This window comes from Hafnia sp. CBA7124 (assembly GCF_002355555.1).
GTDB classification, from domain to species: Bacteria; Pseudomonadota; Gammaproteobacteria; order Enterobacterales; family Enterobacteriaceae; genus Hafnia; species Hafnia alvei.
This window is the reverse complement of record NZ_AP017469.1, coordinates 3,855,667-3,879,919: the sequence shown is the minus strand read 5'-3', so window position 1 is coordinate 3,879,919 and position 24,253 is coordinate 3,855,667. Positions and strand designations below refer to the sequence as shown.

Genomic DNA, 24,253 nt, shown 5'->3' with positions numbered 1-24,253 from the left:
GACTATTCGTAAGTATTGAGGCCCAGCTCGCGCGATATCGCCGCTGCGGTCTCTTTGAGTGGTTTTAACAAATTCTGTTCACCAATCATCCCCAACTTGGCGGTTGAAAGGGAAATGGAGACGGAATAACTTACGCGGTGATGAATATCAAAGATCGGTACCGCAATACAGGATACGCCCAGCTCGTTTTCTTCTCTGTCCATCGCCATTCCCTGCTGGCGGATCTGCTCTAACTCTTGGTACATCTGATCTAGCTGAATAATGGTATTGCGCGTAAGCGGCTGGATCTCATCTTGATGGCTCTTCCAATAAGGCTCTACATAGTCGTGATGGCCATAGGCCATGTAGATTTTCCCCATCGCTGAACAATACAGAGGCATGTGCTGGCCGATATAGGCGCGCGTTCGCAGCATGCCGGTCGTTGGCTCTAATTTATAAATCAAAATGGCGTGATCGTCTTCGCGGCTGGAGAAGTTAATGGTTTCTCCGGTGGCAATATTCAGCGCCTCTAAATGAGGGGCTGCCACATGGATGATGTTTAACGAAGAGAGTGCTTTTTGTCCAACGGCAATAAACTTGGTGGTTAAACGGTAGCTGCCTGCCGCTGGTGCCGGAGTGACATAGCCGCAGGATTGCAGGCCCTGTAACAGGCGGTGCACGGTGCTTTTGTTTAATTGCGCTAGCTCAGAAAGATGCGCTAACGGACAGCCGTTAGGGTAGTTGCTCAGGATCTCAATAAGCTGAAGGCCGCGAAAAAGACTTTGGCTTCCTGCTGGTTTTTCTTTGCTTGGCTCGATCTCGGTTTCTTTCTCTTTTGTTTTCATTCGCCTTTAATCTTTCCAGTCAAATCACACTGCAGTGATGTTAACCCAATTTATCGCCATTTCTTGCTATTCCTTTGCATTATTTCCCTTTCTCTGTTCCCCCTACCCGAAGTGTGTTTCACGTCACGTTCTTGAATGATAAAAAACAACCTATTGATTTTAATGACTTTTAAAAAACGTCAGTGCTTTGACTTGTTAAAATTTGAGCGGTATTATTTTTTGGAATCTGATTTCACATAGTGAAATTTAAAGATTTAAAAACCAACAGATAGATTGTCTGAATCACGAGGAGAGCGGTATGCGAGTGAGTTTTGACCAGTTAAAACAGGAGTTTGAACGCGTGCTATTGGCACGTGGCGTTCAGGCTGAAACCGCCAGTGAGTGCGCGACCATGTTTGCCCAAACCACGGAATCCGGCGTGTATTCTCACGGGGTGAACCGTTTCCCTCGTTTCATTCAGCAGCTTGAAGCGGGAGATATTATTCCTGATGCACAGGCAAAACGCGTTTTAGCATTGGGGGCGATTGAGCAATGGGATGCGCAGCGCTCTATCGGTAATCTCACGGCAAAAAAAATGATGGATCGCGCAATGTCTTTGGCCTCAGACCATGGCATTGGCTTAATTGCGGTGCGCAACGCCAACCACTGGATGCGTGGGGGAAGCTACGGATGGCAGGCCGCTGAGAAGGGCTATATTGGTATTTGCTGGACGAATTCGATTGCCGTTATGCCACCGTGGGGAGCAAAAGAGTGTCGCATTGGTACGAATCCGTTGATCGTGGCAATTCCGGGAAATCCGATCACCATGGTAGATATGTCGATGTCGATGTTCTCTTATGGCATGTTGGAAGTGAACCGCCTAGCAGGACGTGAATTGCCCGTTGACGGGGGCTTCGATGATGAGGGTAATCTCACTCGTGAACCGGGCGTGATAGAGAAAAACCGCCGTATTTTACCGATGGGATACTGGAAAGGTTCTGGCTTATCCATCGTGCTGGATATGATTGCGACGCTGTTGTCTGATGGTGCCTCGGTTGCTGAAGTGACAGAGGACAACTCTGATGAATATGGGATTTCACAGATTTTTATCGCCATTGAGGTCGATCGCTTAATTGAAGGTGCGACTCGCGATGCCAAGCTACAGCGCATTATGGATTACGTGAAAGGGGCTGAACGCGCTAATCCTGAGGTGGCGATTCGTTTGCCAGGCCATGAGTTTACTCAACTGCTGGCCGAAAACCGCCGCAATGGTATCACCATTGACGACAGCGTATGGGCAAAAATTCAGGCACTTTAAGGACGCAATATCATGATATTCGGCCATATTAGCAATGAAAACCCGTGTGTATTGCCAACGGCAATCCAAAGAGCGCTCAATTTTTTACGTACCACGGATTTCAGCCAGCAAAAGGTTGGGGAAGTCGAAATCGATGGGCGCAATATTTATGCGCAAATTATTGATATGACAACGCGCCCCAAAAAAGATAATCGCCCAGAAGTTCATCGCCGCTATATTGATATTCAATTTTTAGCCAAGGGTGAAGAAATTATCTGCGTTGCGGCGGAACGCGGAAATAATAAAATATCTGAATCATTATTAGCTGAGCGAGATATTATTTTTTATCACGATGTGAATGATGAATCAGAATTAACGATGACCGAGGGAAGCTATGCTATTTTCTTCCCACAAGATGTTCATCGTCCCGGATGTATAAAAAATAAAGCGACGCCAATTCGTAAAGTTGTCGTAAAAGTCGCACTGAGCGAGCTTATTTAAAGTATTCATTATTTCCACCACCAAGGGATAATTTTCAATGAATCATAATCACGGCTTTATCGTCGGGGCATACCCCTGCGCACCTTCATTTCATCAACTCGACCGCGATCAAGAGACGGCGTTCTGGCGTGGCCTTGCGGACGTTGAGGGAATTAGTGGGATTGAACAGCCTTGTTTAGAAAACCTTCATCCATATGGCGATGACTATTTATTTCAACAGATCCCCGCGGACTGGCAAATTGTTGTTACCGCCGTCATGGAAACGATGCGCCGTCGTGCAGGGCATGGTGGCTTTGGTTTAGCTTCGGCAGATAAAGCGCAGCGCTTGGCCTGCGTTGAATACTATCGCCATATTTTGAATAAAATTAACCGTACCAACGATCGCTTTGGCATGAAGAAAATCCTCGCTTTGGAGATTCAGTCTGCGCCATTGGCTGGCTCTGATGATGTTGCGCTGGCGGCAGAATGCTTTGCTGAGTCAATGCAGCAGATTGTGCGCTGGGACTGGCCGTGCGAACTGGTGATTGAACACTGCGACGCAATGAATAAATCTGATTCACGCAAAGGCTTTTTGCCTTTAGAGCAGGAAATTGCGGTGATACAGGCATTGGAAAAAGAGGTTGGGGTAGCCATTAACTGGGCTCGTTCAGCGATTGAAGGACGCAGTACGGAATTGCCATTACAGCATCTGCAACAAAGCCAGCAGGCCGGAGTGCTCAAAGCGTTGATGTTTTCTGGCACCACGACAGGTGGCGCATACGGTGATTGGCAAGATTTACACGCGCCTTTTGCGCCGTTCGCAAGCGCACGGGTTAACTGTGCTGAAAGTTTAATGACCGTAGAACTGGCGTCTGAAATGTTTGCGTTAGCGCCATTGGAATCATTAAGTTTTGCTGGAATTAAACTATTAGAAATTGATCCGCAAGCCAGCGTTGCACATCGTATTGATATATTGCGCGATGGAATTAAGGCTTTAAATATCGCGACACGAAATCAGTAATAAAACTTTATCTTTTTTTAATGGATTAAATGCATTAAGTCTTCACCAAATAAACCCATGTCAATGGGGAAATCTGTGCATATCACTGTACGGGCCGTATCAATAATGATTAAGGCGTGAAGTTATGAAATCTAACTCTGATACCCTACATAAAAATAATATACCAAATGATATTCCTCGTCAGCGATGGCTAAGAATAATTCCACCGATCTTAATTGCCTGCATTATTTCCTATATGGATAGGGTGAATATCGCGTTTGCGATGCCTGGAGGCATGGATGCAGATCTCGGTATTACGGCCTCCATGGCAGGCTTAGCTGGCGGCATCTTTTTTATTGGTTATTTATTCCTGCAAGTTCCCGGTGGAAAAATTGCCGTGCATGGCAGCGGGAAAAAATTTATTGGCTGGTCACTGGTTGCGTGGGTCGTAATTTCCATTTTAACCGGCTTGGTGACGAATCATTACCAACTCCTGTTTCTGCGCTTTGCTCTCGGGGTGGCGGAAGGGGGAATGCTGCCCGTCGTGCTCACCATGATCAGCAACTGGTTCCCAGATGCGGAACGCGGACGCGCCAATGCGATTGTGATTATGTTTGTGCCGATTGCCGGCATTATCACGGCACCGCTTTCGGGCTGGATTATCACTGCGCTTGACTGGCGCTGGCTGTTCATTATTGAAGGTTTGATGTCGGTGGCGGTGCTGGTTCTGTGGGTTATGGCGGTGTGTGACCGACCACAAGAGGCACGCTGGATCTCGGAAAAAGAGAAAAATTGGCTGATCGCCACCTTAGCCGAAGAGCAGCGCGCGATTGCCGGAAAAGAGGTGAAAAACGCCTCTCTGAGTGCGGTGCTGTCCGATAAAACCATGTGGCAGTTGATCGCGCTGAACTTCTTTTATCAAACCGGTATTTACGGCTACACCCTGTGGCTGCCGACCATCCTCAAAGAGCTGACGCATACCTCAATGGGGCAGGTGGGCATGTTGGCCATCCTCCCTTATGTGGGAGCGATGGCAGGCATGTTCCTCTTTTCTTCACTCTCTGACCGCACCGGCAAACGCAAGCTGTTTGTGTTCTTACCGCTGCTGGGTTTTGCCGCGTGTATGTTCCTGTCTGTGACGTTGAAAAACCATGTGTGGTGGTCATACGCAATGCTGGTGGGCTGCGGCGTATTTCTACAGTCGGCCGCGGGCGTATTTTGGACCATTCCAGCCAAGCTATTTAGCGCAGAAATGGCGGGTGGGGCGCGTGGGGTAATTAATGCGCTCGGTAATCTCGGCGGATTTTGCGGGCCGTATGCGGTTGGCTTGCTGATTACTTATTACAACAAAGACGCCGGTGTTTATTGCCTTTCGCTGTCGCTGGCGATAGCGGCGCTGCTGGCCCTGTTGCTGCCAGCAAAATGTGATGTGCCAACGCAGTCTGGTGCGCAACTGCCAGAAGGTAAACGTACGGCGGCATAAATAGACCCCACCCTAACCCTCCCCTTCGCAGGGGAGGGGACCGTTCAGCGTAGTTTGTAAGGGTCTCGATCGGCCCTTTCTCCTGACAAGGGGGAGGCTGGGAGGGGGACTGGTTGGGCAATCAATGCAAATAACAGGAATGATTATGAGTGCGACATCCACGGAATATTGGCTGGGTATCGACTGCGGTGGAACCTATCTCAAAGCGGGATTATACGATAGGCAAGGTGCGGAATTGTGTATTAGCCGCCAAGCATTGCCGGTGATAAGTGAGCATCCGGGCTGGGCCGAACGTGATATGTCTCTGCTGTGGAAAGCCTGCATAGAAACTATCGCCACGCTGTTGCGCCAAAGCGGTGTAAATGGTCAGCAGGTGCAGGCTATCGGGATATCGGCTCAGGGCAAGGGACTGTTTCTCTTAGATAAAGAAAACCGGCCGCTGGGCAATGCCATGTTGTCATCGGATCGGCGAGCGATTGACGTGGTGTCGCAATGGCAACGTGATGGGCTGCCGGAGATGCTCTATCCACTGACACGACAAACTCTGTGGACCGGCCATCCGGTTTCTTTACTGCGCTGGGTTAAACGGCATCAGCCAGAGCGTTATCAGAAAATTGGCTCAGTAATGATGGCGCATGACTATCTGCGTTTTTGCCTGACGGGAGAGCGCGGCTGCGAAGAGACGAACATTTCTGAATCCAATCTCTACAACATGATGCAGGGTGAATATGACCCTCAGCTCACGCAGTGGCTTGGGATTTCCGAGGTTTCTGGTGCTCTACCACCGATAGTGGGCTCCACTGAAATATGCGGGAAAGTGACGCATGAGGTGGCTGAAGCCACGGGGCTATGCGCGGGTACTCCCGTGGTGGGTGGGCTGTTTGATGTGGTCTCTACCGCGATCTGTGCGGGCCTAAAGGATGAGCTCACGCTTAACGCCGTGATGGGAACCTGGGCGGTGACCAGCGGTGTTGCCAAACATATTTCCCCGAATGAACCCTATCCCTACGTCTATGGGCGTTATGCCAATGCACCGGGCGACGATGAGAATAATTACATCGTGCATGAGGCCAGCCCAACCTCTTCCGCCAACTTGGAATGGCTAACCCAACAGTGCGGCGGTATCAGTTTTGAAGAGATTAATCAGTCGGTAGGCGCTTTACCGAAGGCCGGCAGCGACGTGATGTTTTTGCCGTTTTTGTATGGCAGCAATGCCGGTTTGGATATGACCGCCGGTTTTTATGGTCTGCAATCGCTCCATCGGCGCGAGCATCTTTTACAGGCGGTTTACGAAGGCGTGGTGTTTAGCCACATGACGCATCTTAACCGTATGCGTGAACGTTTTACGCAGGTACGCAAACTGCGCGTTACCGGCGGGCCTGCGCGCTCAAAAGTCTGGATGCAAATGCTAGCGGATGTCAGTGGCTTACCCGTTGAATTGCCACAGGTTGAAGAAACGGGCTGTTTAGGCGCGGCCTTGGTGGCGCTGGTAGGCAGCGGTGTGTACTCCAGCGTTAAACAGGCGCAAAGCCAGCTTAACCACGCCATTCAACGCATTGAACCCGATAGCGCGGCGTGGTCGGCCTATCAGCACAAATTTACCCGTTACCAATATTTGATTGGAGCATTGCATGGCTATCACGTGCGCTGCTCATCGTTGTCCAAGTCTTGAGGAGCTATTCATATGAACCGACCTTTGCTCCAGCTCGCGCTGGATCACACGAGCCTGAACCCGGCGTTGCAAAGCGTGAGTGCGCTGCGAAACCACGTGGATATTATCGAAGCCGGTACGATCCTGTGCATCAGTGAAGGATTGCAGGCTGTGCGGGCGCTGCGTCAGATGTGTCCTGATAGCATTATTGTTGCCGACCTCAAAGTGGCAGATGCCGGAGAAACCTTGGCAACCGAGGCCTTCGACGCCGGTGCAAACTGGATGACGGTGATCTGCGCAGCCCCGTTGGCGACGGTGATAAAAGCGCATCAGGTGGCTCAGTCTCGCGGCGGTGAGATTCAAATTGAGCTATTTGGCAATTGGACGCTCGACGATGCGAAAGCCTGGCGAGCCGCCGGAGTGCGTCAGGCGATTTATCATCGTGGGCGCGACGCTCAGGCTAGCGGGCAATCTTGGAGCCAGCAGGATCTGGATCGAATGAAGCAGCTTTCCGATCTGGGATTGGAGTTGTCGATCACCGGAGGGATCACGCCACAGGATCTCGCGCTGTTTAAAGATATCTCCGTCAGAGCGTTTATCGCTGGCCGTGCATTGTCTGAAGCTGAGCATCCGCAAGAGGTTGCACAGGCGTTTCATCAGCAGATCGATGAAATTTGGGGGGCATCACGATGAACATCATCAAACGACGTCATCCACTCGGCATTTATGAAAAAGCCCTGCCAAAAACCTTAAGCTGGCCAGAGCGCTTAGCGCTGGCAAAAAGCTGTGGGTTCGACTTCGTTGAAATGTCGGTGGATGAAACGGACGAAAGACTCAGCCGTTTAGACTGGAGCGTTGCTCAGCGAACCTCGTTGGTGGGAGCAATGCTGGAAAGTGGGGTTGCTATTCCCTCCATGTGTTTATCAGCGCATCGGCGTTTTCCTTTTGGCAGTCACGACGAAAATGTGCGCCAGCAGGCGCGTAGCATTATGACGAAAGCGATTTATCTGGCGCGCGACTTAGGCATCAGAACGATTCAGCTTGCGGGCTATGACGTGTATTACGAAGAGCAAGATGAAGGCACTCAGCAGCGTTTTACCGAGGGGCTGGCGTGGGCGGTGGAGCAGGCCGCAGGTGCGCAGGTGATGCTGGCCGTTGAGATCATGGATACCGAATTCATGAACTCCATTACCAAGTGGAAAAAATGGGATCGTTTGCTTTCATCGCCGTGGTTTAGCGTTTATCCCGACGTGGGAAATCTGAGCGCGTGGGGCAATGATGTCTCTGCCGAACTGGAGTTGGGTATCGATAGTATTGCGGCGATTCATTTGAAAGATACCTATCCGGTGACGGCAACCAGCCAAGGGCAGTTTCGCGATGTGCCATTCGGTGATGGCTGCGTTGATTTTGTCGGCGTGTTCCAAACGCTAAAACGGCTGAACTATCGTGGTTCATTCTTGATCGAAATGTGGACGGAAAAATCAGCGGAGCCGGTGCTGGAAATCATCAAAGCGCGGCAGTGGATCGAAGCGAAGATGCTGGAAGGAGGTTTGTTATGTTAGAGCAATTAAAACAGCAGGTTTTAGATGCCAATCTGGCTCTGCCTAAGCATCACTTAGTCACGTTTACCTGGGGAAATGTGAGTGCAATCGATCGTGAATCTGGGCGGGTAGTGATTAAGCCCTCTGGCGTCGAATATGACGGAATGCAGGCAGAAGATATGGTGGTGGTAGATTTAGCCAGCGGTCATGTGGTGGAGGGAAATAAAAAGCCATCGTCGGATACGGCCACCCATCTCGCGCTGTATCGGGCTTTTCCGCACATTGGCGGTATCGTTCATACCCATTCGCGCCACGCCACCATTTGGTCTCAGGCCGGACTTGATTTGCCTGCTTGGGGCACCACGCACGCAGACTATTTTTATGGCACTGTTCCGTGCACGCGTCTGATGAATCAAGACGAAATTGAAGGCGACTATGAGCATGAAACCGGTGAAGTGATTATTGAAACCTTCACCCAGCGTGATATTGACCCTATGCAGGTTCCCGCAGTGTTAGTGCATTCACACGGGCCCTTTGCGTGGGGCTGCGATGCCGCAGATGCGGTGCATAATGCCGTGGTGCTAGAAGAGTGCGCTTACATGGGGATCTTCTCCCGCCAACTGATGCCAGAAATTGACTCGATGCAGCGTGCTTTATTGGATAAACACTACCTGCGTAAACACGGTGCGGGTGCCTATTATGGGCAGGGGAAATAGCGGATTTATCCCCGTCTTACTTTCAAGCCACCTGAATTATTTTGGGCATAGATCGCTATGTGGTAACGCCGCTCATTTAAGAGATACACGGGTCTAGCACACCGCGGGGCCGTTATGGAACACATCCTTGTGTTCCACCCTACGGGCCAACGCTAAAGCGTGGTTCAACTTTGCTCAAGCAAAGTTGTCGGCGGCTTTCGCCGCTACGACCCCATCGGTGTGCTCCCCCTAAAATCGAGCTTAAGTGAACAGCGTTACCATTCTTTGGCGGTTTTTTAATTTTTATTCCTGACAAATTTTCTTATTAACATTCTCTTCTTGTTTTAACGCTATGGTTCACCAAGCAAAACATAAATTCATAAAACATATGCTTAACTCGTAAGCATAACTTCAAAATTGATTCAGTGGAGACTGGGTGAATAGCTGTGTAGTTTTCACCCTGCAATGGACGTGATTCAGCGTGAAGCCCTTGATGTTGAGGCCAGTCGCGACGCCTCTTAAGGACGCTCTTCTCTCTCTACGATGATCTCAAAATGTTATTTCGAAAACTTATCTCAGCCGTTGTATTTTGCTCTGGCGCGTTTGTGGTTCAGCCTTCATCTGCGTTTGAATTACCCACATATTTTAAATCCGACAAGATGAATGAAAACCTGCATGTTAAATCCCGCTCAGCGCTCTCTTCCTACCGAGCGTCCTTTCAGGGCGCGTTCAATAGCAAAAGCTTTAACGATCCGCAGCAGGCCAATATCAAACAGGTGATTTTGCAGGATTATCGGCGCTGGCAGGGGGTGAGATATCTTTGGGGCGGCGATTCTCAGTATGGCATCGATTGCTCTGCATTTACGCGCCGTGTGCTCGGCGAACTCTCGGTTAATCTGCCGCGAACGACCTCCGAGCAAATTCATTCCGGTAATCACATTGCTAAGCAGCAGCTCAAAATCGGTGATTTGGTTTTCTTTAAAACCTCGCCGGAGACGCGACATGTTGGCGTGTATGTGGGTAATGGTCAGTTCATCCATGCATCAAAGAGTATGGGGGTAACGACTTCTCGCCTCGATGATCAATACTGGGAAAACCGTTACGAAACCTCGGTGCGCGTGATTTAAGCGTGCGTATTCTTCGATTTTTTCGATCGCCTTCACACTCTAGATGAATAATGAAACCGGTTACTGAAACCGGTTGCAGTAAGTGAAAATGGCACCTTATACTCTGTTCCTTACGCGTCTTATTAGGGGTAGAGCATGATGAATATCAGTCAATCGCTGTTTAGCTTTATCGAAAATCGAATTAGCCCAGTGGCAGGAAAAATTTCTTCTCAGCGGCATATTATGGCGATTCGCGATGGCTTTATTGCCGCCATGCCATTCATGATTGTTGGTTCGTTTTTGCTGGTATTTGTCTACCCCCCGTTTTCCGCTGAGAGTAGCTGGGGTTTTGCGCGCAGTTGGCTGGCGCTGTCTGGAAAGTATGAAAGCCAAATCCTGACGCCGTTTAATATGACGATGGGGATCATGTCGATTTATATCACCGCGGCCATTGCCTACAACCTCGCAAGACGCTATCAGCTTGATCCTTTCATGACGGCAATGCTGGCCCTGATGGGATTTTTATTGGTATCAGCACCACAGGCTAACGGAAATATGCCTACCGTTGCACTGGGCGGCGTGGGGATTTTCACCGCCGTTATCGTGGCGATTTATGTCACGGAGCTCACGCGTTTTCTCAAACATCACAATATTGGAATAAGGCTCCCTTCGCAGGTTCCGGCAAACATCAAACAATCATTCGATCTGCTGATCCCGATTCTCGCCGTCATTATTACGCTGTATCCGATCAGCATGGGCGTGCAGGCTCTGTTTGACCAACTGCTCCCTCAGGCGATTATGGCGCTGTTCCAACCACTGATTTCTGCCGCTGATTCACTACCGGCTATCCTACTCGCCGTGCTGATTTGTCATCTGTTATGGTTTGCAGGAATCCACGGCTCAGCCATTGTTTCCGGCATGTTGCAGGCATTTTGGCTGACGAATTTAGGGTTAAATCAAACCGATCTTGCCGCAGGGCTGCCGCTTACGCATATCATGACGGAGGCGTTCTGGAATTTTCTGATCGTAATCGGTGGCTCGGGGGCCACCTTCGGTTTAGTGCTGTTGTTCCTGCGCAGCAAATCTGTGCATCTACGGGCGATGGGGAAACTGAGTCTGGTTCCGAGCATGTTCAATATTAATGAGCCGGTGATTTTTGGTACGCCGATCGTTATGAACCCAACCTTCTTCATTCCCTTTATTTTATCGCCGATGATCAATGCGGTTGTGGCCTACACCGCTGTGACGACCAATCTGCTTCCTCACATGATTTCTCTGGTTCCGTGGACATCGCCAGCGCCGATTGGTGCCGCGTGGGCAATGGGCTGGGATTTCCGTGTCACCGTATTAGTGCTGTTGCTGATGGCGTTATCTGCCCTGATTTATTACCCGTTCTTTAAGGTTTATGAGAAGCAGCTCTTGGCACAGGAACAGGCCGAATCGGCACCAGAAGACGATGAAGCTATCGTGTGGTAACAGCGGCAATCACTATTTTATCTTTTTATTTATAGCGTTAACGGAGTAATAAAACTATGAGCCAGTTTCCAAAAGATTTTCTCTGGGGAGCCGCAACGGCAGCGTATCAGGTGGAAGGTGCACATGACGCTGATGGTAAAGGATTATCTGTTTGGGACGTGTTCTCTCATTTGCCGGGCACCACGCACGAAGGGACAAACGGCGACGTCGCGGCCGATCACTATCATCGTTTTAAAGAAGATGTGGCGCTGATGGCAGAATTGGGGATGACCTCATATCGCTTTTCTATTTCGTGGCCACGCGTGTTGCCGAACGGCACTGGTGAAGTGAATGAAGCCGGAATCAAATTTTATAGCGATTTGATCGATGAGCTTTTGCGCCACAATATTCGCCCGATGATTACGCTGTATCACTGGGATCTTCCTCAGGCTTTGCAGGATAAATTTGGCGGTTGGGCAGGGCGTGAAATTGTTGATGCCTTTGATGAATATGCCCGTCTTTGTTATCAACGCTTCGGCGATCGCGTTGACCTGTGGTCAACGTTTAACGAAACCATCGTATTTATTGGCATGGGGTATTTCACCGGTCAGCATCCACCGAAGCTGAAAGATCCTAAGTTGGGCATTCAGGCCTGTCATCATGTTTTCTTGTCCAATGCCCGTGCGGTGAAAAGTTTTCGTGAGATGGGAATTAAAGGCCAAATTGGTTTTGTTAACGTGCTTCAACCTAACGATCCGATCAGCCAAGAGCCTGAAGATTTGCGCGCGTGGGAGATCGCCGAAGGGATTTACACCCACTGGCTGTATGATCCTGTGCTAAAAGGCGAATATCCGCACGACATGCTCGAAATGGCACAGGCCGCATTTGGCGTGCCTGAATTCCACCCTGGTGATGCTGAATTACTGAAAGAAAACATCGTTGATTTCATCGGCCTGAATTACTACAAGCGTGAAATGGTGGCGCGTAACGATGACGTGCAAGGGTTCGATCTTAATACGTCAGGCCAGAAAGGCAGCGGCGGCGGAATGGGCTTCAAAGGCCTATTCAAGATCGTGAAAAATCCAAACGGGGTCTACACCGATTGGGATTGGGAAATTTATCCAGAAGGGCTGACCGACGCGATTGGTCGTATTCGTCATCGCTACGGTGAAGTGCCTATTTATATTACTGAAAATGGTTTAGGCGCGAAGGATCCGATTGTTGACGGCGCGGTTTTAGATCAGCCGCGCATTGATTATCTGAGCGAGCATATTCGCGCCGTTGGTCGTGCTATTGAGCAGGGCGCCGATGTACGTGGATTCTATCCTTGGTCATTTATTGATTTGCTGTCTTGGCTCAACGGTTACCAAAAACAGTACGGCTTTGTGTATATCGACCGTGAGAATAACTTGGCGCGTAAGAAGAAGCTGAGTTTTGAATGGTACCAAAAAGTGATCCGCTCAAACGGTGATGAGCTCTAGCACTGGACCGATTATCCCTCCCTTTTTATCTCCCCTTTCAGGGGAGATATTTCTTAATTCTGACCAAAAAAATGGCATTTCCTGCGGCGTTGATGAATCTGTACTACCTTTAATCCTGTAGTTGTTCTATCCAATGACAAACAACAAGGAGTGATTTATGAAAGCAATTAAAGCTATTACCGCAGCGATTCTGGTGAGTTCAGTATCTTTTGGCGCTTTGGCAGCAGAGGAAATCACGAAAGAAGAAGCCGCAAAATATACGAAAATTGGTACCGTAAGCACCACGGCAGAAACCACATCGCCAATGGATGCTAAAGAAGTCTTGTCTAAGCTGGCAGATGAGAAAGGCGGTAAATATTACGTAATTATCGCTGGCCGTGAGCACGGCAAAATCAGCGCTATTGCGGAAGTATATAAATAGCCTAAGGCTGTACGACGCGGATTATCAAGCGGGGATTTTCCCCGCATTTCTTCTCTCATCATGTTGTCTATTTTTACTTCTGCTCGACCCACCGCTTCTCTGTTATTATGTGCGCCTATGAGTACAAGTCCGCTGGCGCTACGAGTCTATAATCGCGTTCAACAGCAAACTTGCTCCCCCTTATTTTTTGTCTGATTAGAGTAACCGTTGTGACCCAATCTTTTGCTTCCCTGACGCTGCCAGCGGCGCAGCTAGAAAACCTCGCTGAACTTGGCTATGCCTCAATGACCCCCGTGCAGGCCGCTGCATTGCCTGCCATTTTAGAAGGGCGTGACGTTCGGGCGCAGGCCAAAACCGGCAGCGGTAAAACAGCCGCTTTTGGTATCGGTCTGCTACAGCAGATTGATGTTACCCAGTTTACGACTCAGGCGCTGGTGCTGTGCCCAACGCGTGAGCTGGCGGATCAGGTCAGCAAAGAGCTGCGCCGCTTAGCGCGTTTCACCCAGAACATCAAAATTTTGACACTGTGTGGCGGCCAGCCAATCAGCCATCAGCTGGATTCTTTAGTTCATGCGCCGCACATCGTAGTGGGCACGCCGGGCCGTATTCAGGAACATTTGCGCAAGAAAAGCGTTAGTTTGGATGCGATGAAAGTGCTGGTGTTGGATGAAGCCGACCGCATGTTGGACATGGGCTTCGCTGATGCGATCGACGATGTGATCAGCTACACCCCAACTTCACGCCAAACCCTGCTGTTCTCTGCGACCTATCCGCAGGGCATTGAACGCATCAGCGCGCGTATTCAACGTGAGCCTGTGAATATTGAAACCGGCGATGTTTCTGCGCTGCCAGATATCGAACAACAGTTTTATGAAACCTCACGCGGTGAGAAATTAGCGTTGCTCCAAGCGCTGCTGAGCAATCTGCAACCGGCATCATGCGTGGTGTTCTGTAATACCAAACGTGATTGCCAAGACGTCTACGAGGCGCTGTCTGGGCAGAATATTAGCGTGTTGGCTCTGCACGGTGATTTAGAGCAGCGTGAACGCGATCAGGTGCTGGTACGTTTCTCCAACCGTAGCTGCCGCGTGCTGGTGGCTACCGACGTCGCCGCGCGTGGATTAGATATCAAAGAGCTGGAAATGGTTGTGAACTACGAGCTTTCTTTCGATCCTGAAGTTCACGTCCACCGTATTGGCCGTACCGCACGTGCAGGCCAGAAAGGCTTAGCTGTGAGCTTTGTGGCTCCATCAGAAATGGTGCGCGCTCATGCGCTGGAAGATTATATCGGCCTGAAACCAACTTGGTTGTCTGCGGATAAAATGATGGCATCACCGATGCAGCCATTGGAAGCTGAAATGGTGACGTTGTGCATCGACGGTGGCCGTAAGGCCAAGATCCGCCCTGGCGATATTCTGGGCGCGTTGACCGGTGACGCAGGCCTTACCGCCGCGGACGTGGGTAAAATCGATATGTTCCCGATTCATGCCTATGTAGCTATCCGTAAAGCATCAGCTAAGAAAGCCTACAAGCAGCTTCAGGAAGGCAAGATCAAAGGGAAAAGCTGCAAGGTTCGTATTTATAAGTAACCCACCAATTCTCCTTTCTAGCCTCCCTTACCTGTAGGGGGGCTAGCATCATATCTCATCAGATACCCGCAAAAGTTTCCCTTAATATAATTTCCTACCTAACTAAAATATTTCACTCAATGTTTAATTAGCTTCGCCTGACAGTAGTAATACGCCTTTACGTTACCCTTCTGTTTAAATTTTACAGAAAATAGCGACTATCTCTTATTTATATTGAGCTTAACGAAGTCTGTTTAAGAGAGGGCATGCTGTTTATTATATTAACTGCAGTGACTATCAAGTCTGCGACAGTAGGTGCCACCTTACAACTGTAAGCTTTGGACGCCAGTTATTGGGGTTACATCCTATATACGTCGAATATAGCAAAAGCTACTATGCATAGTGTTTTAATTATCCATGAGTAAACCCAGCTAGCAGTTTTGTTTCTAAATAAATAATTAGCATCCAATGTTAATTCAATGTTTAAAATTTATTATTTTTATTGTTAATATCATGAAAGCCATTAAAGATGTGGTTGATATATTGTTTATCCATTATTTGTTAACTCTTTTTTTAAATAAAAACTAAACGACATGAGTTTTAATATTGTTTTATTTTCTTTTGTATACTTGGTTTTACTTATTTTTAAATAAAACAATTTAATTTAAACATAAGTGAAACAGACAGCGTTAAAAATAAATTCGATATAAATAATCCATTACTTACTTATCTTTTCATATAAAGTACTTGTGAATTGAATAAAAAACCATTAAACAGGATTTAATGCTGTTTTTTGTAATTTTTCAGATCATATGATCGCAATATTGTTTAAATTGATATAATGATCTAAATGTTGAAGGGTTAGTGACAAATGCTAAGCAGTTTTGTTGCGGCATTTGATGGTTTTTGAACTCCCTTCTCTATGCGTTTATATGGGTTTTTCAAGCATGTCGGGTAGTCAAAAGGATAGGAAATACAAAAGAAATTAATCCTTAATCTCTGCAGTCTATCTATGAGTTGTAAGGGCCAGTAGTACCTTCATTGATTTTCTTATTGTTCCAGGGTGAGCAAGTGGGACTTTATAAATCGAGTGTTTAAGGACGTGTTGTCTGCACCTTTTTATGAGGGGGAATAAAATCTATTTCTATTTTCATTTGTGTCATTCGAAAGATTTTTCTTTCATTTAATCATTGAGCGTTTAAATGGAGTGATACGAAAAAAGGTTTAACACTAAATATAAAATATGTTTAGGGAACGTTTAATAATTCCATTTGCAGGCATTCAGAAAAATGAGTGTTGATTTTCAATGGCTATATGCCATCGCAGCAAAAACCACGTAATCAAAACATCGAATGTTTTCATTTATTTATTAGAGCTAAATATGAATAACAAAAAACCTCCAACATCCGGTCATATAAAAATGACTCAAGGTTGTATCCGCGCTATTGCGCATCTCAATATTGGAATGCAGGTCGTATTTCCACTCGCCCTGTCATTTACCCCGATGATGGTTGCTCGAGCCGAGACCGGAGAAAAAAAGTTTTTTGCTGCGGCCACCGCAGCGAAAACCATTCCTTATGTTTTACAGCCTAGCGATACGCTTGCGCAGGTCGCTGAGAAGCATCATCTCACCGTGGCGCAGCTTAAAACGCTGAATCAATATCGAACCTTTGCCCATGGGTTTGAGTCAGTGAGCGCTGGGGATGAGATCGATGTTCCTGCTCAGTCCAAAAGCAGTGTCACCGACGCTGGCAGTGATGGTAGCGCTGAACTGGCTCAGCGTGCCCAGCAGGCCGGTAGTTTCCTGCAAAATAACCCCAGCGCTGACAGCGCTAAAGATTTAGCGCGCGGTCAAGCGTTGGGGGCAGCGAACAGCAAAGCGAATCAAGAAGTTGCCAGTTGGCTGAACGGTAAGGGAAAAGCGCGGGTAAAATTGGATGCCGACCGTGATTTCTCATTAAAAAACTCTGAGCTGGATGTGTTGTATCCGCTGTGGGAAAACAATGCCCATCAGATCTTTACTCAGGGGTCGGTGCATCATACCGACAGCCGAAACCAGTCTAACTTAGGGCTGGGGTATCGTTATTTTGAAGGTACCTACATGTTGGGGGCGAATACCTTCTTCGACCACGACTGGTCGCGTAGCCATTCCCGTTTAGGCCTCGGTGCCGAATATCAGCGCGATTTCCTCAAAGTAGCCGCTAACGCCTATATGCGTCTGACCAACTGGAAAAATTCACCGGACTTCGATAACTACGAAGAACGCCCAGCGAACGGTTGGGATATTCGTACCGAAGGCTATTTACCTGCCTATCCGGGTATCGGCGGCAAGCTGGTGTATGAGCAATATTACGGCGACCGCGTCGGACTGTTTGGTAAAGATAATCAGCAAAAAAATCCGGTTGCAGTGACCGCCGGGATCAACTATTCACCTTTCCCGCTGATGAAGTTCAACGTCGATCACCGCATGGGCAAAAGCAATCAAAACGATACCCGCTTTGGCATCGATCTGAACTACGTCCTTGGCGCGCCGCTCAGTCAGCAGTTGGATAGCAGCATGCTGGCCGTGAGTCGTAGTCTGGCCGCTAATCGCTATGACTTCGTCGATCGTAATAACAACATCGTGTTGGAATATCGCAAAAAAGACACCATCAGCCTCAGGTTAGCCTCGCAAATCAGCGGCTACAGCGGTGAAAGTAAATCGCTGGGTGTTTCTGTGAATAGCACTAACGGTGTTGAACGCATTGATTGGACTGCACCCGAACTGCTGAGTCAGGGAGGACAGATTGTTCAGGTTTCTGAGCAGCAGTTCAACGTCATTATTCCTGAATATCAATACGGCAGCGATGCGAACAACAGCTATGTAATCAGCGGTGTTGCCTATGATAAATCGGGTAATGCATCACCTAAAGCAGAAAGCGTGGTAATCGTGGCGTCAGCTGCGGTAAGTGTTCTTAACAGTACGCTTACGCCGATGGAGCTACAGTTACCTAACGACGGTCACTCAACGGCTGAACTGACGCTGGTATTGCGTGATGCCAATAACCACCCGATTAGTGGCGTAGCGGGTGATATTAAAACCACGGTTACCCCGACTGCGCGTGTTCAGTCAGATGCTACGGTAAGTGCTTTTAATGAAGATGTGAATCGCTTGGGCACCTATAAAGCCACCGTGACGGCGGGCAAAAATATAGCTGAATACAAACTCACGCCTGAAATCCAGAATATCAAAATTGCTCCCGCGATGTTGTATGTCGGTGGAGCACCGATGATCCGCGATTTGACCATCAGTGGAAAACTGGCTTTAGGTGAGCAACTGTCTGGCCACTACCAATTCGATAGCAATAATGGCAATACGCAAGATGCTTCCCTCTATCAGTGGGGTAATAAAGGACAGACTACAGGACTAAATAGTGCTGAGGCTATCGTCACTTCAGGCAGTGTACCGAGTTATACGTTAGTCACCAGCGATGTTGGGCAGGTAAAAGAGCTGTCGGTTCAAGCACGCAACGGAGTGGAGACCTTAGGGAATACACTGACCGTCACTACTGTTCCGGGTGATAGCGGTAATAATACCGAAGGCGGTGGCGAAGGCGGCACCATCGTGGATGAAGCAGCAGCGCCAAGTATCAGCACTGTGGCCATCAGCGGCAAGCTGTTGGTGGGTGAATCCCTAAGCGGCAGCTATACCTTTGCAGCCAACACCGGTAATCCAACCGATGTGTCGGAATACCAGTGGGGCGTGAAAGGCACCACGGCGAGCGTGGTGAACAGCGGCAGCGGCAAAGCGATCGGCCAAAGCGGTATCGTACCGAGCTACACCCTGCAAAGCAGCGACGCGGGTCAGGTGTTAGAGATGTCAGTGCGTGCTAAAAACGGCGCCAATGTGTATGGCAATACCGCCACGGTGACCACTGCGCAAAACGGCGGCGGCAACAACACCGAGGGCGGTGGCGACGGCGGCACCATCGTAGATGAACAGGTGGCACCAAGTATCAGCACCGTGGCCATCAGCGGCAAGTTGTCGGTGGGCGAAGCCCTGAGCGGTAGCTACACCTTTGCAGCCAACACCGGTAACCCAACCGATGCGTCGGAATACCAGTGGGGGGTGAAAGGCACGACCGCAAGCGTGGTGGACAACGGCAGCGGCAAAGCGATCGGCCATAGCGGTATCGTACCGAATTACATCCTGCAAAGCAGCGATGCGGGTCAGGTATTGGAAATGTCGGTACGTGCTAAAAACGGTGCCAATGTGTACGGCAATACCGCCACGGTGACCACTGCGCAAAACGGCGGCGGCAACAATACCGAGGGTGGCGGTGAAGGCGGCACCATCGTAAATGAACAGGTGGCACCAAGTATCAGCACCGTGGTCATCAGCGGCAAGCTAACGGTGGGCGAAGCCCTGAGCGGTAGCTACACCTTTGCAGCCAACACCGGTAACCCAACCGATGCGTCGGAATACCAGTGGGGCGTGAAAGGCACGACCGCAAGCGTGGTGGACAATGGTAGCGGCAAAGCGATCGACCAAAGTGGCATCGTACCGAATTACACCCTGCAAAGCAGCGACGCGGGTCAGGTGTTGGAGATGTCGGTACGTGCTAAAAACGGTGCCAATGTGTACGGCAATACCGCTACGGTGACCACCGCGCAAAACGGCGGCGGCAACAATACCGAGGGCGGTGGAGACGGTGGCACCATCGTGGATGAAACCGCAGAACCAAGCATCAGCACCGTGGCCATCAGCGGCAAACTGTCGGTGGGCGAAGCGCTGAGCGGCAGCTACACCTTTGCAGCCAACACCGGTAATCCAACCGATGCGTCGGAATACCAGTGGGGCGTTAAAGGCACGACCGCAAGCGTGGTGGACAACGGCAGTGGTAAAGCGATCGGCCAAAGCGGCATCGTACCGAGCTACACTCTGCAAAGCAGCGATGCGGGTCAGGTATTGGAAATGTCGGTACGCGCTAAAAACGGTGCCAATGTGTACGGCAATACTGCCACGGTGAACACCGCGCAAAGCGGCGGCGGCAACAATACCGAGGGCGGTGGAGACGGTGGCACCGTTGTTGATGAGACCGCGGCGCCGAGCATCAGCGACGTGGTCATGAGCGGTACGCTGAAGGTGGGCGAAGCACTAAACGGCCGCTATACGTTTGCGGCTAATACCGGTAACCCAACCGATACTTCCGAGTATGAATGGGGCGTGAAAGGCTCAACCGCGAGCGTAGTCAATAACGGCAACGGCAGCGCGATTAGCCAGAGTGGCGTGGTCCCAAGCTACACCGTGAAGAGCAGCGATGCGGGTCAGGTGTTAGAAGTGTCAGTGCGGGCGAAAAACGGCGCTAATGTCACCGGTAATACCGCGACCGTCACCACCGCTCCGGATAGCTCTGGTAATGAAACGACCGGCGGCGGAGAAGGAGGCACCGTTGTTGATGAGACCGCGGCGCCGAGCATCAGCGACGTGGTCATGAGCGGTACGCTGAAGGTGGGCGAAGCACTAAACGGCCGCTATACGTTTGCGGCTAATACCGGTAACCCAACCGATACTTCCGAGTATGAATGGGGCGTGAAAGGCTCAACCGCGAGCGTAGTCAATAACGGCAACGGCAGCGCGATTAGCCAGAGTGGCGTGGTCCCAAGCTACACCGTGAAGAGCAGCGATGCGGGTCAGGTGTTAGAAGTGTCAGTGCGGGCGAAAAACGGCGCTAATGTCACCGGTAATACCGCGACCGTCACCACCGCTCCGGATAGCTCTGGTAATGAAACGACCGGCGGCGGAGAAGGAGGCACCGTTGTTGATGAGACCGCGGCGCCGAGCATCAGCGACGTGGTCATGAGCGGTACGCTGAAGGTGGGCGAAGCACTAAACGGCCGCTATACGTTTGCGGCTAATACCGGTAACCCAACCGATACTTCCGAGTATGAATGGGGCGTGAAAGGCTCAACCGCGAGCGTCGTCGATAACGGCAACGGCAGCGCGATTAGCCAGAGTGGCGTGGTCCCACGCTACACCGTGAAGAGCAGCGATGCGGGTCAGGTGTTAGAAGTGTCAGTGCGGGCGAAAAACGGCGCTAATGTCACCGGTAATACCGCGACCGTCACCACCGCTCCGGATAGCTCTGGTAATGAAACGACCGGCGGCGGAGAAGGAGGCACCGTTGTTGATGAAACCGCGGCGCCGAGCATCAGCGACGTGGTCATGAGCGGTACGCTGAAGGTGGGCGAAGCACTAAACGGCCGCTATACGTTTGCGGCTAATACCGGTAACCCAACCGATACTTCCGAGTACCAATGGGGCGTGAAAGGCTCAACCGCGAGCGTAGTCAATAACGGCAACGGCAGCGCGATTAGCCAGAGTGGCGTGGTCCCAAGCTACACCGTGAAGAGCAGCGATGCGGGTCAGGTGTTAGAAGTGTCAGTGCGGGCGAAAAACGGCGCTAATGTCACCGGTAATACCGCGACCGTCACCACCGCTCCGGATAGCTCTGGTAATGAAACGACCGGCGGCGGAGAAGGAGGCACCGTTGTTGATGAGACCGCGGCGCCGAGCATCAGCGACGTGGTCATGAGCGGTACGCTGAAGGTGGGCGAAGCACTAAACGGCCGCTATACGTTTGCGGCTAATACCGGTAACCCAACCGATACTTCCGAGTACCAATGGGGCGTGAAAGGCTCAACCGCGAGCGTCGTCGATAACGGCAACGGCAGCGCGATTAGCCAGAGCGGCGTGGTCCCAAGCTACACCGTGAAGAGCAGCGATGCGGGTCAGGTGTTAGAAATGTCAGTGCGGGCGAAAAACGGCGCTAATGTCACCGGTAATAGCGCGACCGTCACCACCGTTCCGGATAGCTCTGGTAATGAAACGACCGGCGGCGGAGAAGGAGGCACCGTTGTTGATGAGACCGCGGCGCCAGGCATCAATAGCGTGGCTATCAGCGGTAAACTGGCGGTGGGCGAAAAACTGAGTGGCCGCTACACCTTTGTGCCGAATACGGGTAATCCAACCGATGCGTCGAAATATCAATGGGGTGTGGAAGGCACGACCGCAAACGTAGTCGATAACGGCAACGGCAGCGCGATTAACCAGAGCGGCGTGGTACCAAGTTATACCGTGAAGAGCAGCGATGCGGGTCAGGTGCTGGAAGTTTCTGTGCTGGCGAAGAATGGCGCTGGGGTCACCGGGAATACGGAAACGGTCACTACCCAACCGGACATCCCGGGCAATGACACTACTGGCGGCGGCAATGGCGGCACCATCATCAATGAGACAGTGGCACCTGAAATCAGCAAACTCAGTATCAGCGGCGAGCTGACTGTAGGTAGTGTCCTATCCGGCAGCTATACATTCGACCCGCGCACCGGAAACCAGACCGATGCCTCGCTGGCCCAATGGGGCAGCCAGAGCAGTACTGCAGGCACCGTGGCCTCTCAGGGTAAGACGACCAGTAACGGCACACTGCCGACTTACCTCATCAAGAAGACGGATGCCGGTAAAGTGCTGGAAGTTTCGGTGCTGGCGAAGAACGGCGCCGGAGTTACCGGGAATATCCTGACTACTGATACCAGCATGGCTGGCAATAAGCTTGATGGCGGCAACAATGGCAAGGTGATTGATCTAGCGGCAGCGCCCGTCATTAGCAATCTGTCGATCGTCGGTAACTTAGAAGTAGGTATAGAGTTAACCGGCACTTATGCCTTTAATGATAATAATGGTAGCCCAAAAGATAGCTCGGTTTATTTATGGGGATATCAGGGCGCGACAAGTAAAGATGTGGCCACTACAGGCAATACGGTGACTTCATCTGGCAAAGTTCCCGGCAGAATGCTAGCGCTGGCTGATGCCGGTAAAGTAATGGAGCTGTCAGTGCAGGCCGTCAATGGTCTGAATGTTCGCGGTAATACCTTAACTAAAGTTGCCGCATCAGTAGTAAATGCACCGGTTGTTATTTCCGTGTCGACTGACAAAGCGATCCAGAAAAAAGGCAGCCCTATTAATTTGGTGGTAAAAACCACATATGAGAATACCCAAACGGCAGCAGCCAACGTTAACGTTAAGTTTGCAACACCCACTATTAAAGACCGTCAGAATAAGGCGCGAACTGATAGTGGTAAGCTATTGTTAAACAATACAGTTGCAACCAGCTACACGGCCAAAACCGACAGCGACGGTAAACTTAATGTCACCGTGACCGATCCTAACGGTATTGGTGTACAAACTACGTTACAGGTTAGTTCGACCGATAGCACGGTTAGTCCGGTATCAACGAATGTGACATTCACCGTAGTCACCAGTCCGGATACGGATAAGGCGAATATGTGGGGGCACATGCCAAATACCTTAACCGCTGGAGGCGTTGTCTTTAAGCGTCCGTTACTGACGGCAGAAAATAAGACAAACAAAAACTATCTTGAAATTAATGAAAATTGGGGGAAATACACGTTTAGTGAGGCTCAAGCCTATTGTTCGAAAATGCCGTCAAAAACACAGTTGGTTGCACTGTACAATGCGTATCCATCTAATACGTTGAACACGGTTCAAGGCTGGCCGACTCAACTTTATCGTTATCGCTCAGGCACTCCTGCGTCGGATTCATCGTACGAAGTGGTGGGTATGACGAGGGCTAATGATGTTGGTACATCATTTAACTCTTCTCCGGATACTGTCAGTTGTCTTCAGTAATAACCTGTAGTTAAGTGGTTTAACCGATAGCCGCCCTTTTGGGCGGCTATTGGACTCAGGGGAAGATAAAAATGATAGGCTCTTTGCAATATATAGATTTGAATATTGGTGAAGTGTGTGAAAAAAATTGTATTCTTTATACTTCTTATTAGTAGTTATCCTTGTTTGGCAGAACCCAGCTTGAGTCTGCTATTTCATATGGGCCTTGGTGCCAATGGCCATTATGAAATTGGCGGTACGATGGAAAATAATAGTTCAGAGACATTGCCATATAGCGCGCTGACTTATATCACCATCGATAAAAACTGCATACCAAGCGGTGCGAAAGTGGCGAATCTTGGCCCAATCAAAGCGAATGGTACGTTGGAATTTAGGATCCACGTTGATGGCGTTTTATCTTCATACCGCGTATTAAGCGTGTCGGCCTGGAATGATATGGGCATTCCCGTCGATGTTGATGATAAAACGGCGGAGGTCATTAAAAACCGAGATGCGGAGTTTATGAATAGCTGCAAGCTAAAACGCGCGGGCGGCGCTCATTGATTGATAATTCATGACAAATTAAAAGGGAGTCCACGTAATCACA

At 49.9% G+C, this 24,253-nt stretch carries 16 protein-coding genes; 15 read left to right on the top strand and 1 reads right to left on the bottom strand.

Annotation, left to right across the window (positions count from 1 at the left end):
- Positions 1-2: 2 nt before the first annotated feature.
- Complete coding sequence (locus tag CPY98_RS17705) at positions 3-824, bottom strand: IclR family transcriptional regulator (protein ID WP_025798246.1); 822 nt, start codon at positions 822-824, stop codon at positions 3-5.
- Between the two features lie 298 nt (positions 825-1,122).
- On the opposite strand from CPY98_RS17705, the gene yiaK reads away from it, so the two are divergent.
- From yiaK to CPY98_RS17630, 15 genes are all read left to right on the top strand, one after another.
- Positions 1,123-2,121, top strand: a complete 999-nt coding sequence (gene yiaK, locus CPY98_RS17700) for a 3-dehydro-L-gulonate 2-dehydrogenase (protein WP_040046074.1) — start codon at positions 1,123-1,125, stop codon at positions 2,119-2,121.
- A 12-nt stretch (positions 2,122-2,133) separates the two neighbouring features.
- Entirely contained in the window at positions 2,134-2,601 is a 468-nt protein-coding gene (locus tag CPY98_RS17695) for a YhcH/YjgK/YiaL family protein (protein WP_096388520.1), read from the top strand.
- 37 nt (positions 2,602-2,638) lie between these two features.
- A complete protein-coding gene (locus CPY98_RS17690) occupies positions 2,639-3,601 on the top strand; it encodes a DUF4862 family protein (protein ID WP_043489202.1) in 963 nt (320 codons plus the stop codon).
- Between the two features lie 124 nt (positions 3,602-3,725).
- Positions 3,726-5,063 carry an MFS transporter gene (locus CPY98_RS17685; protein ID WP_096388519.1) on the top strand — a complete coding sequence of 446 codons (1,338 nt, stop codon included), beginning with the start codon at positions 3,726-3,728 and terminating at the stop codon, positions 5,061-5,063.
- A gap of 145 nt (positions 5,064-5,208) precedes the next feature.
- Positions 5,209-6,735 carry an FGGY-family carbohydrate kinase gene (locus CPY98_RS17680; protein ID WP_096388518.1) on the top strand — a complete coding sequence of 509 codons (1,527 nt, stop codon included), beginning with the start codon at positions 5,209-5,211 and terminating at the stop codon, positions 6,733-6,735.
- 12 nt (positions 6,736-6,747) lie between these two features.
- Complete coding sequence (gene ulaD / locus CPY98_RS17675) at positions 6,748-7,407, top strand: 3-keto-L-gulonate-6-phosphate decarboxylase UlaD (RefSeq protein WP_046448992.1); 660 nt, start codon at positions 6,748-6,750, stop codon at positions 7,405-7,407.
- Positions 7,404-8,276, top strand: coding sequence for an L-ribulose-5-phosphate 3-epimerase (locus CPY98_RS17670; RefSeq protein WP_043489212.1), 873 nt, complete (start codon positions 7,404-7,406; stop codon positions 8,274-8,276). Before ulaD ends, CPY98_RS17670 begins: the two co-directional genes overlap by 4 nt.
- Complete coding sequence (gene araD, locus CPY98_RS17665; protein WP_025798231.1) at positions 8,270-8,971, top strand: L-ribulose-5-phosphate 4-epimerase; 702 nt, start codon at positions 8,270-8,272, stop codon at positions 8,969-8,971. Before CPY98_RS17670 ends, araD begins: the two co-directional genes overlap by 7 nt.
- Positions 8,972-9,504: 533 nt before the next feature.
- Entirely contained in the window at positions 9,505-10,077 is a 573-nt protein-coding gene (locus CPY98_RS17660) for a C40 family peptidase (protein WP_096388517.1), read from the top strand.
- A gap of 138 nt (positions 10,078-10,215) precedes the next feature.
- A complete protein-coding gene (locus CPY98_RS17655) occupies positions 10,216-11,532 on the top strand; it encodes a PTS sugar transporter subunit IIC (RefSeq protein WP_096388773.1) in 1,317 nt (438 codons plus the stop codon).
- 56 nt (positions 11,533-11,588) lie between these two features.
- On the top strand, positions 11,589-12,992 hold the full coding sequence (locus CPY98_RS17650; protein WP_043489218.1) for a GH1 family beta-glucosidase: 1,404 nt from the start codon (positions 11,589-11,591) through the stop codon (positions 12,990-12,992).
- A 157-nt stretch (positions 12,993-13,149) separates the two neighbouring features.
- Positions 13,150-13,413, top strand: a complete 264-nt coding sequence (locus CPY98_RS17645; RefSeq protein WP_040046064.1) for a YdgH/BhsA/McbA-like domain containing protein — start codon at positions 13,150-13,152, stop codon at positions 13,411-13,413.
- Positions 13,414-13,622: 209 nt separating this feature from the next.
- Positions 13,623-15,002, top strand: coding sequence for an ATP-dependent RNA helicase DbpA (gene dbpA / locus CPY98_RS17640; protein WP_025798220.1), 1,380 nt, complete (start codon positions 13,623-13,625; stop codon positions 15,000-15,002).
- Positions 15,003-16,362: 1,360 nt separating this feature from the next.
- A complete protein-coding gene (locus tag CPY98_RS17635) occupies positions 16,363-23,667 on the top strand; it encodes an inverse autotransporter beta domain-containing protein (protein WP_172863851.1) in 7,305 nt (2,434 codons plus the stop codon).
- Between the two features lie 180 nt (positions 23,668-23,847).
- Complete coding sequence (locus CPY98_RS17630; RefSeq protein ID WP_147602449.1) at positions 23,848-24,210, top strand: hypothetical protein; 363 nt, start codon at positions 23,848-23,850, stop codon at positions 24,208-24,210.
- The last annotated feature ends 43 nt before the right edge of the window (positions 24,211-24,253 follow it).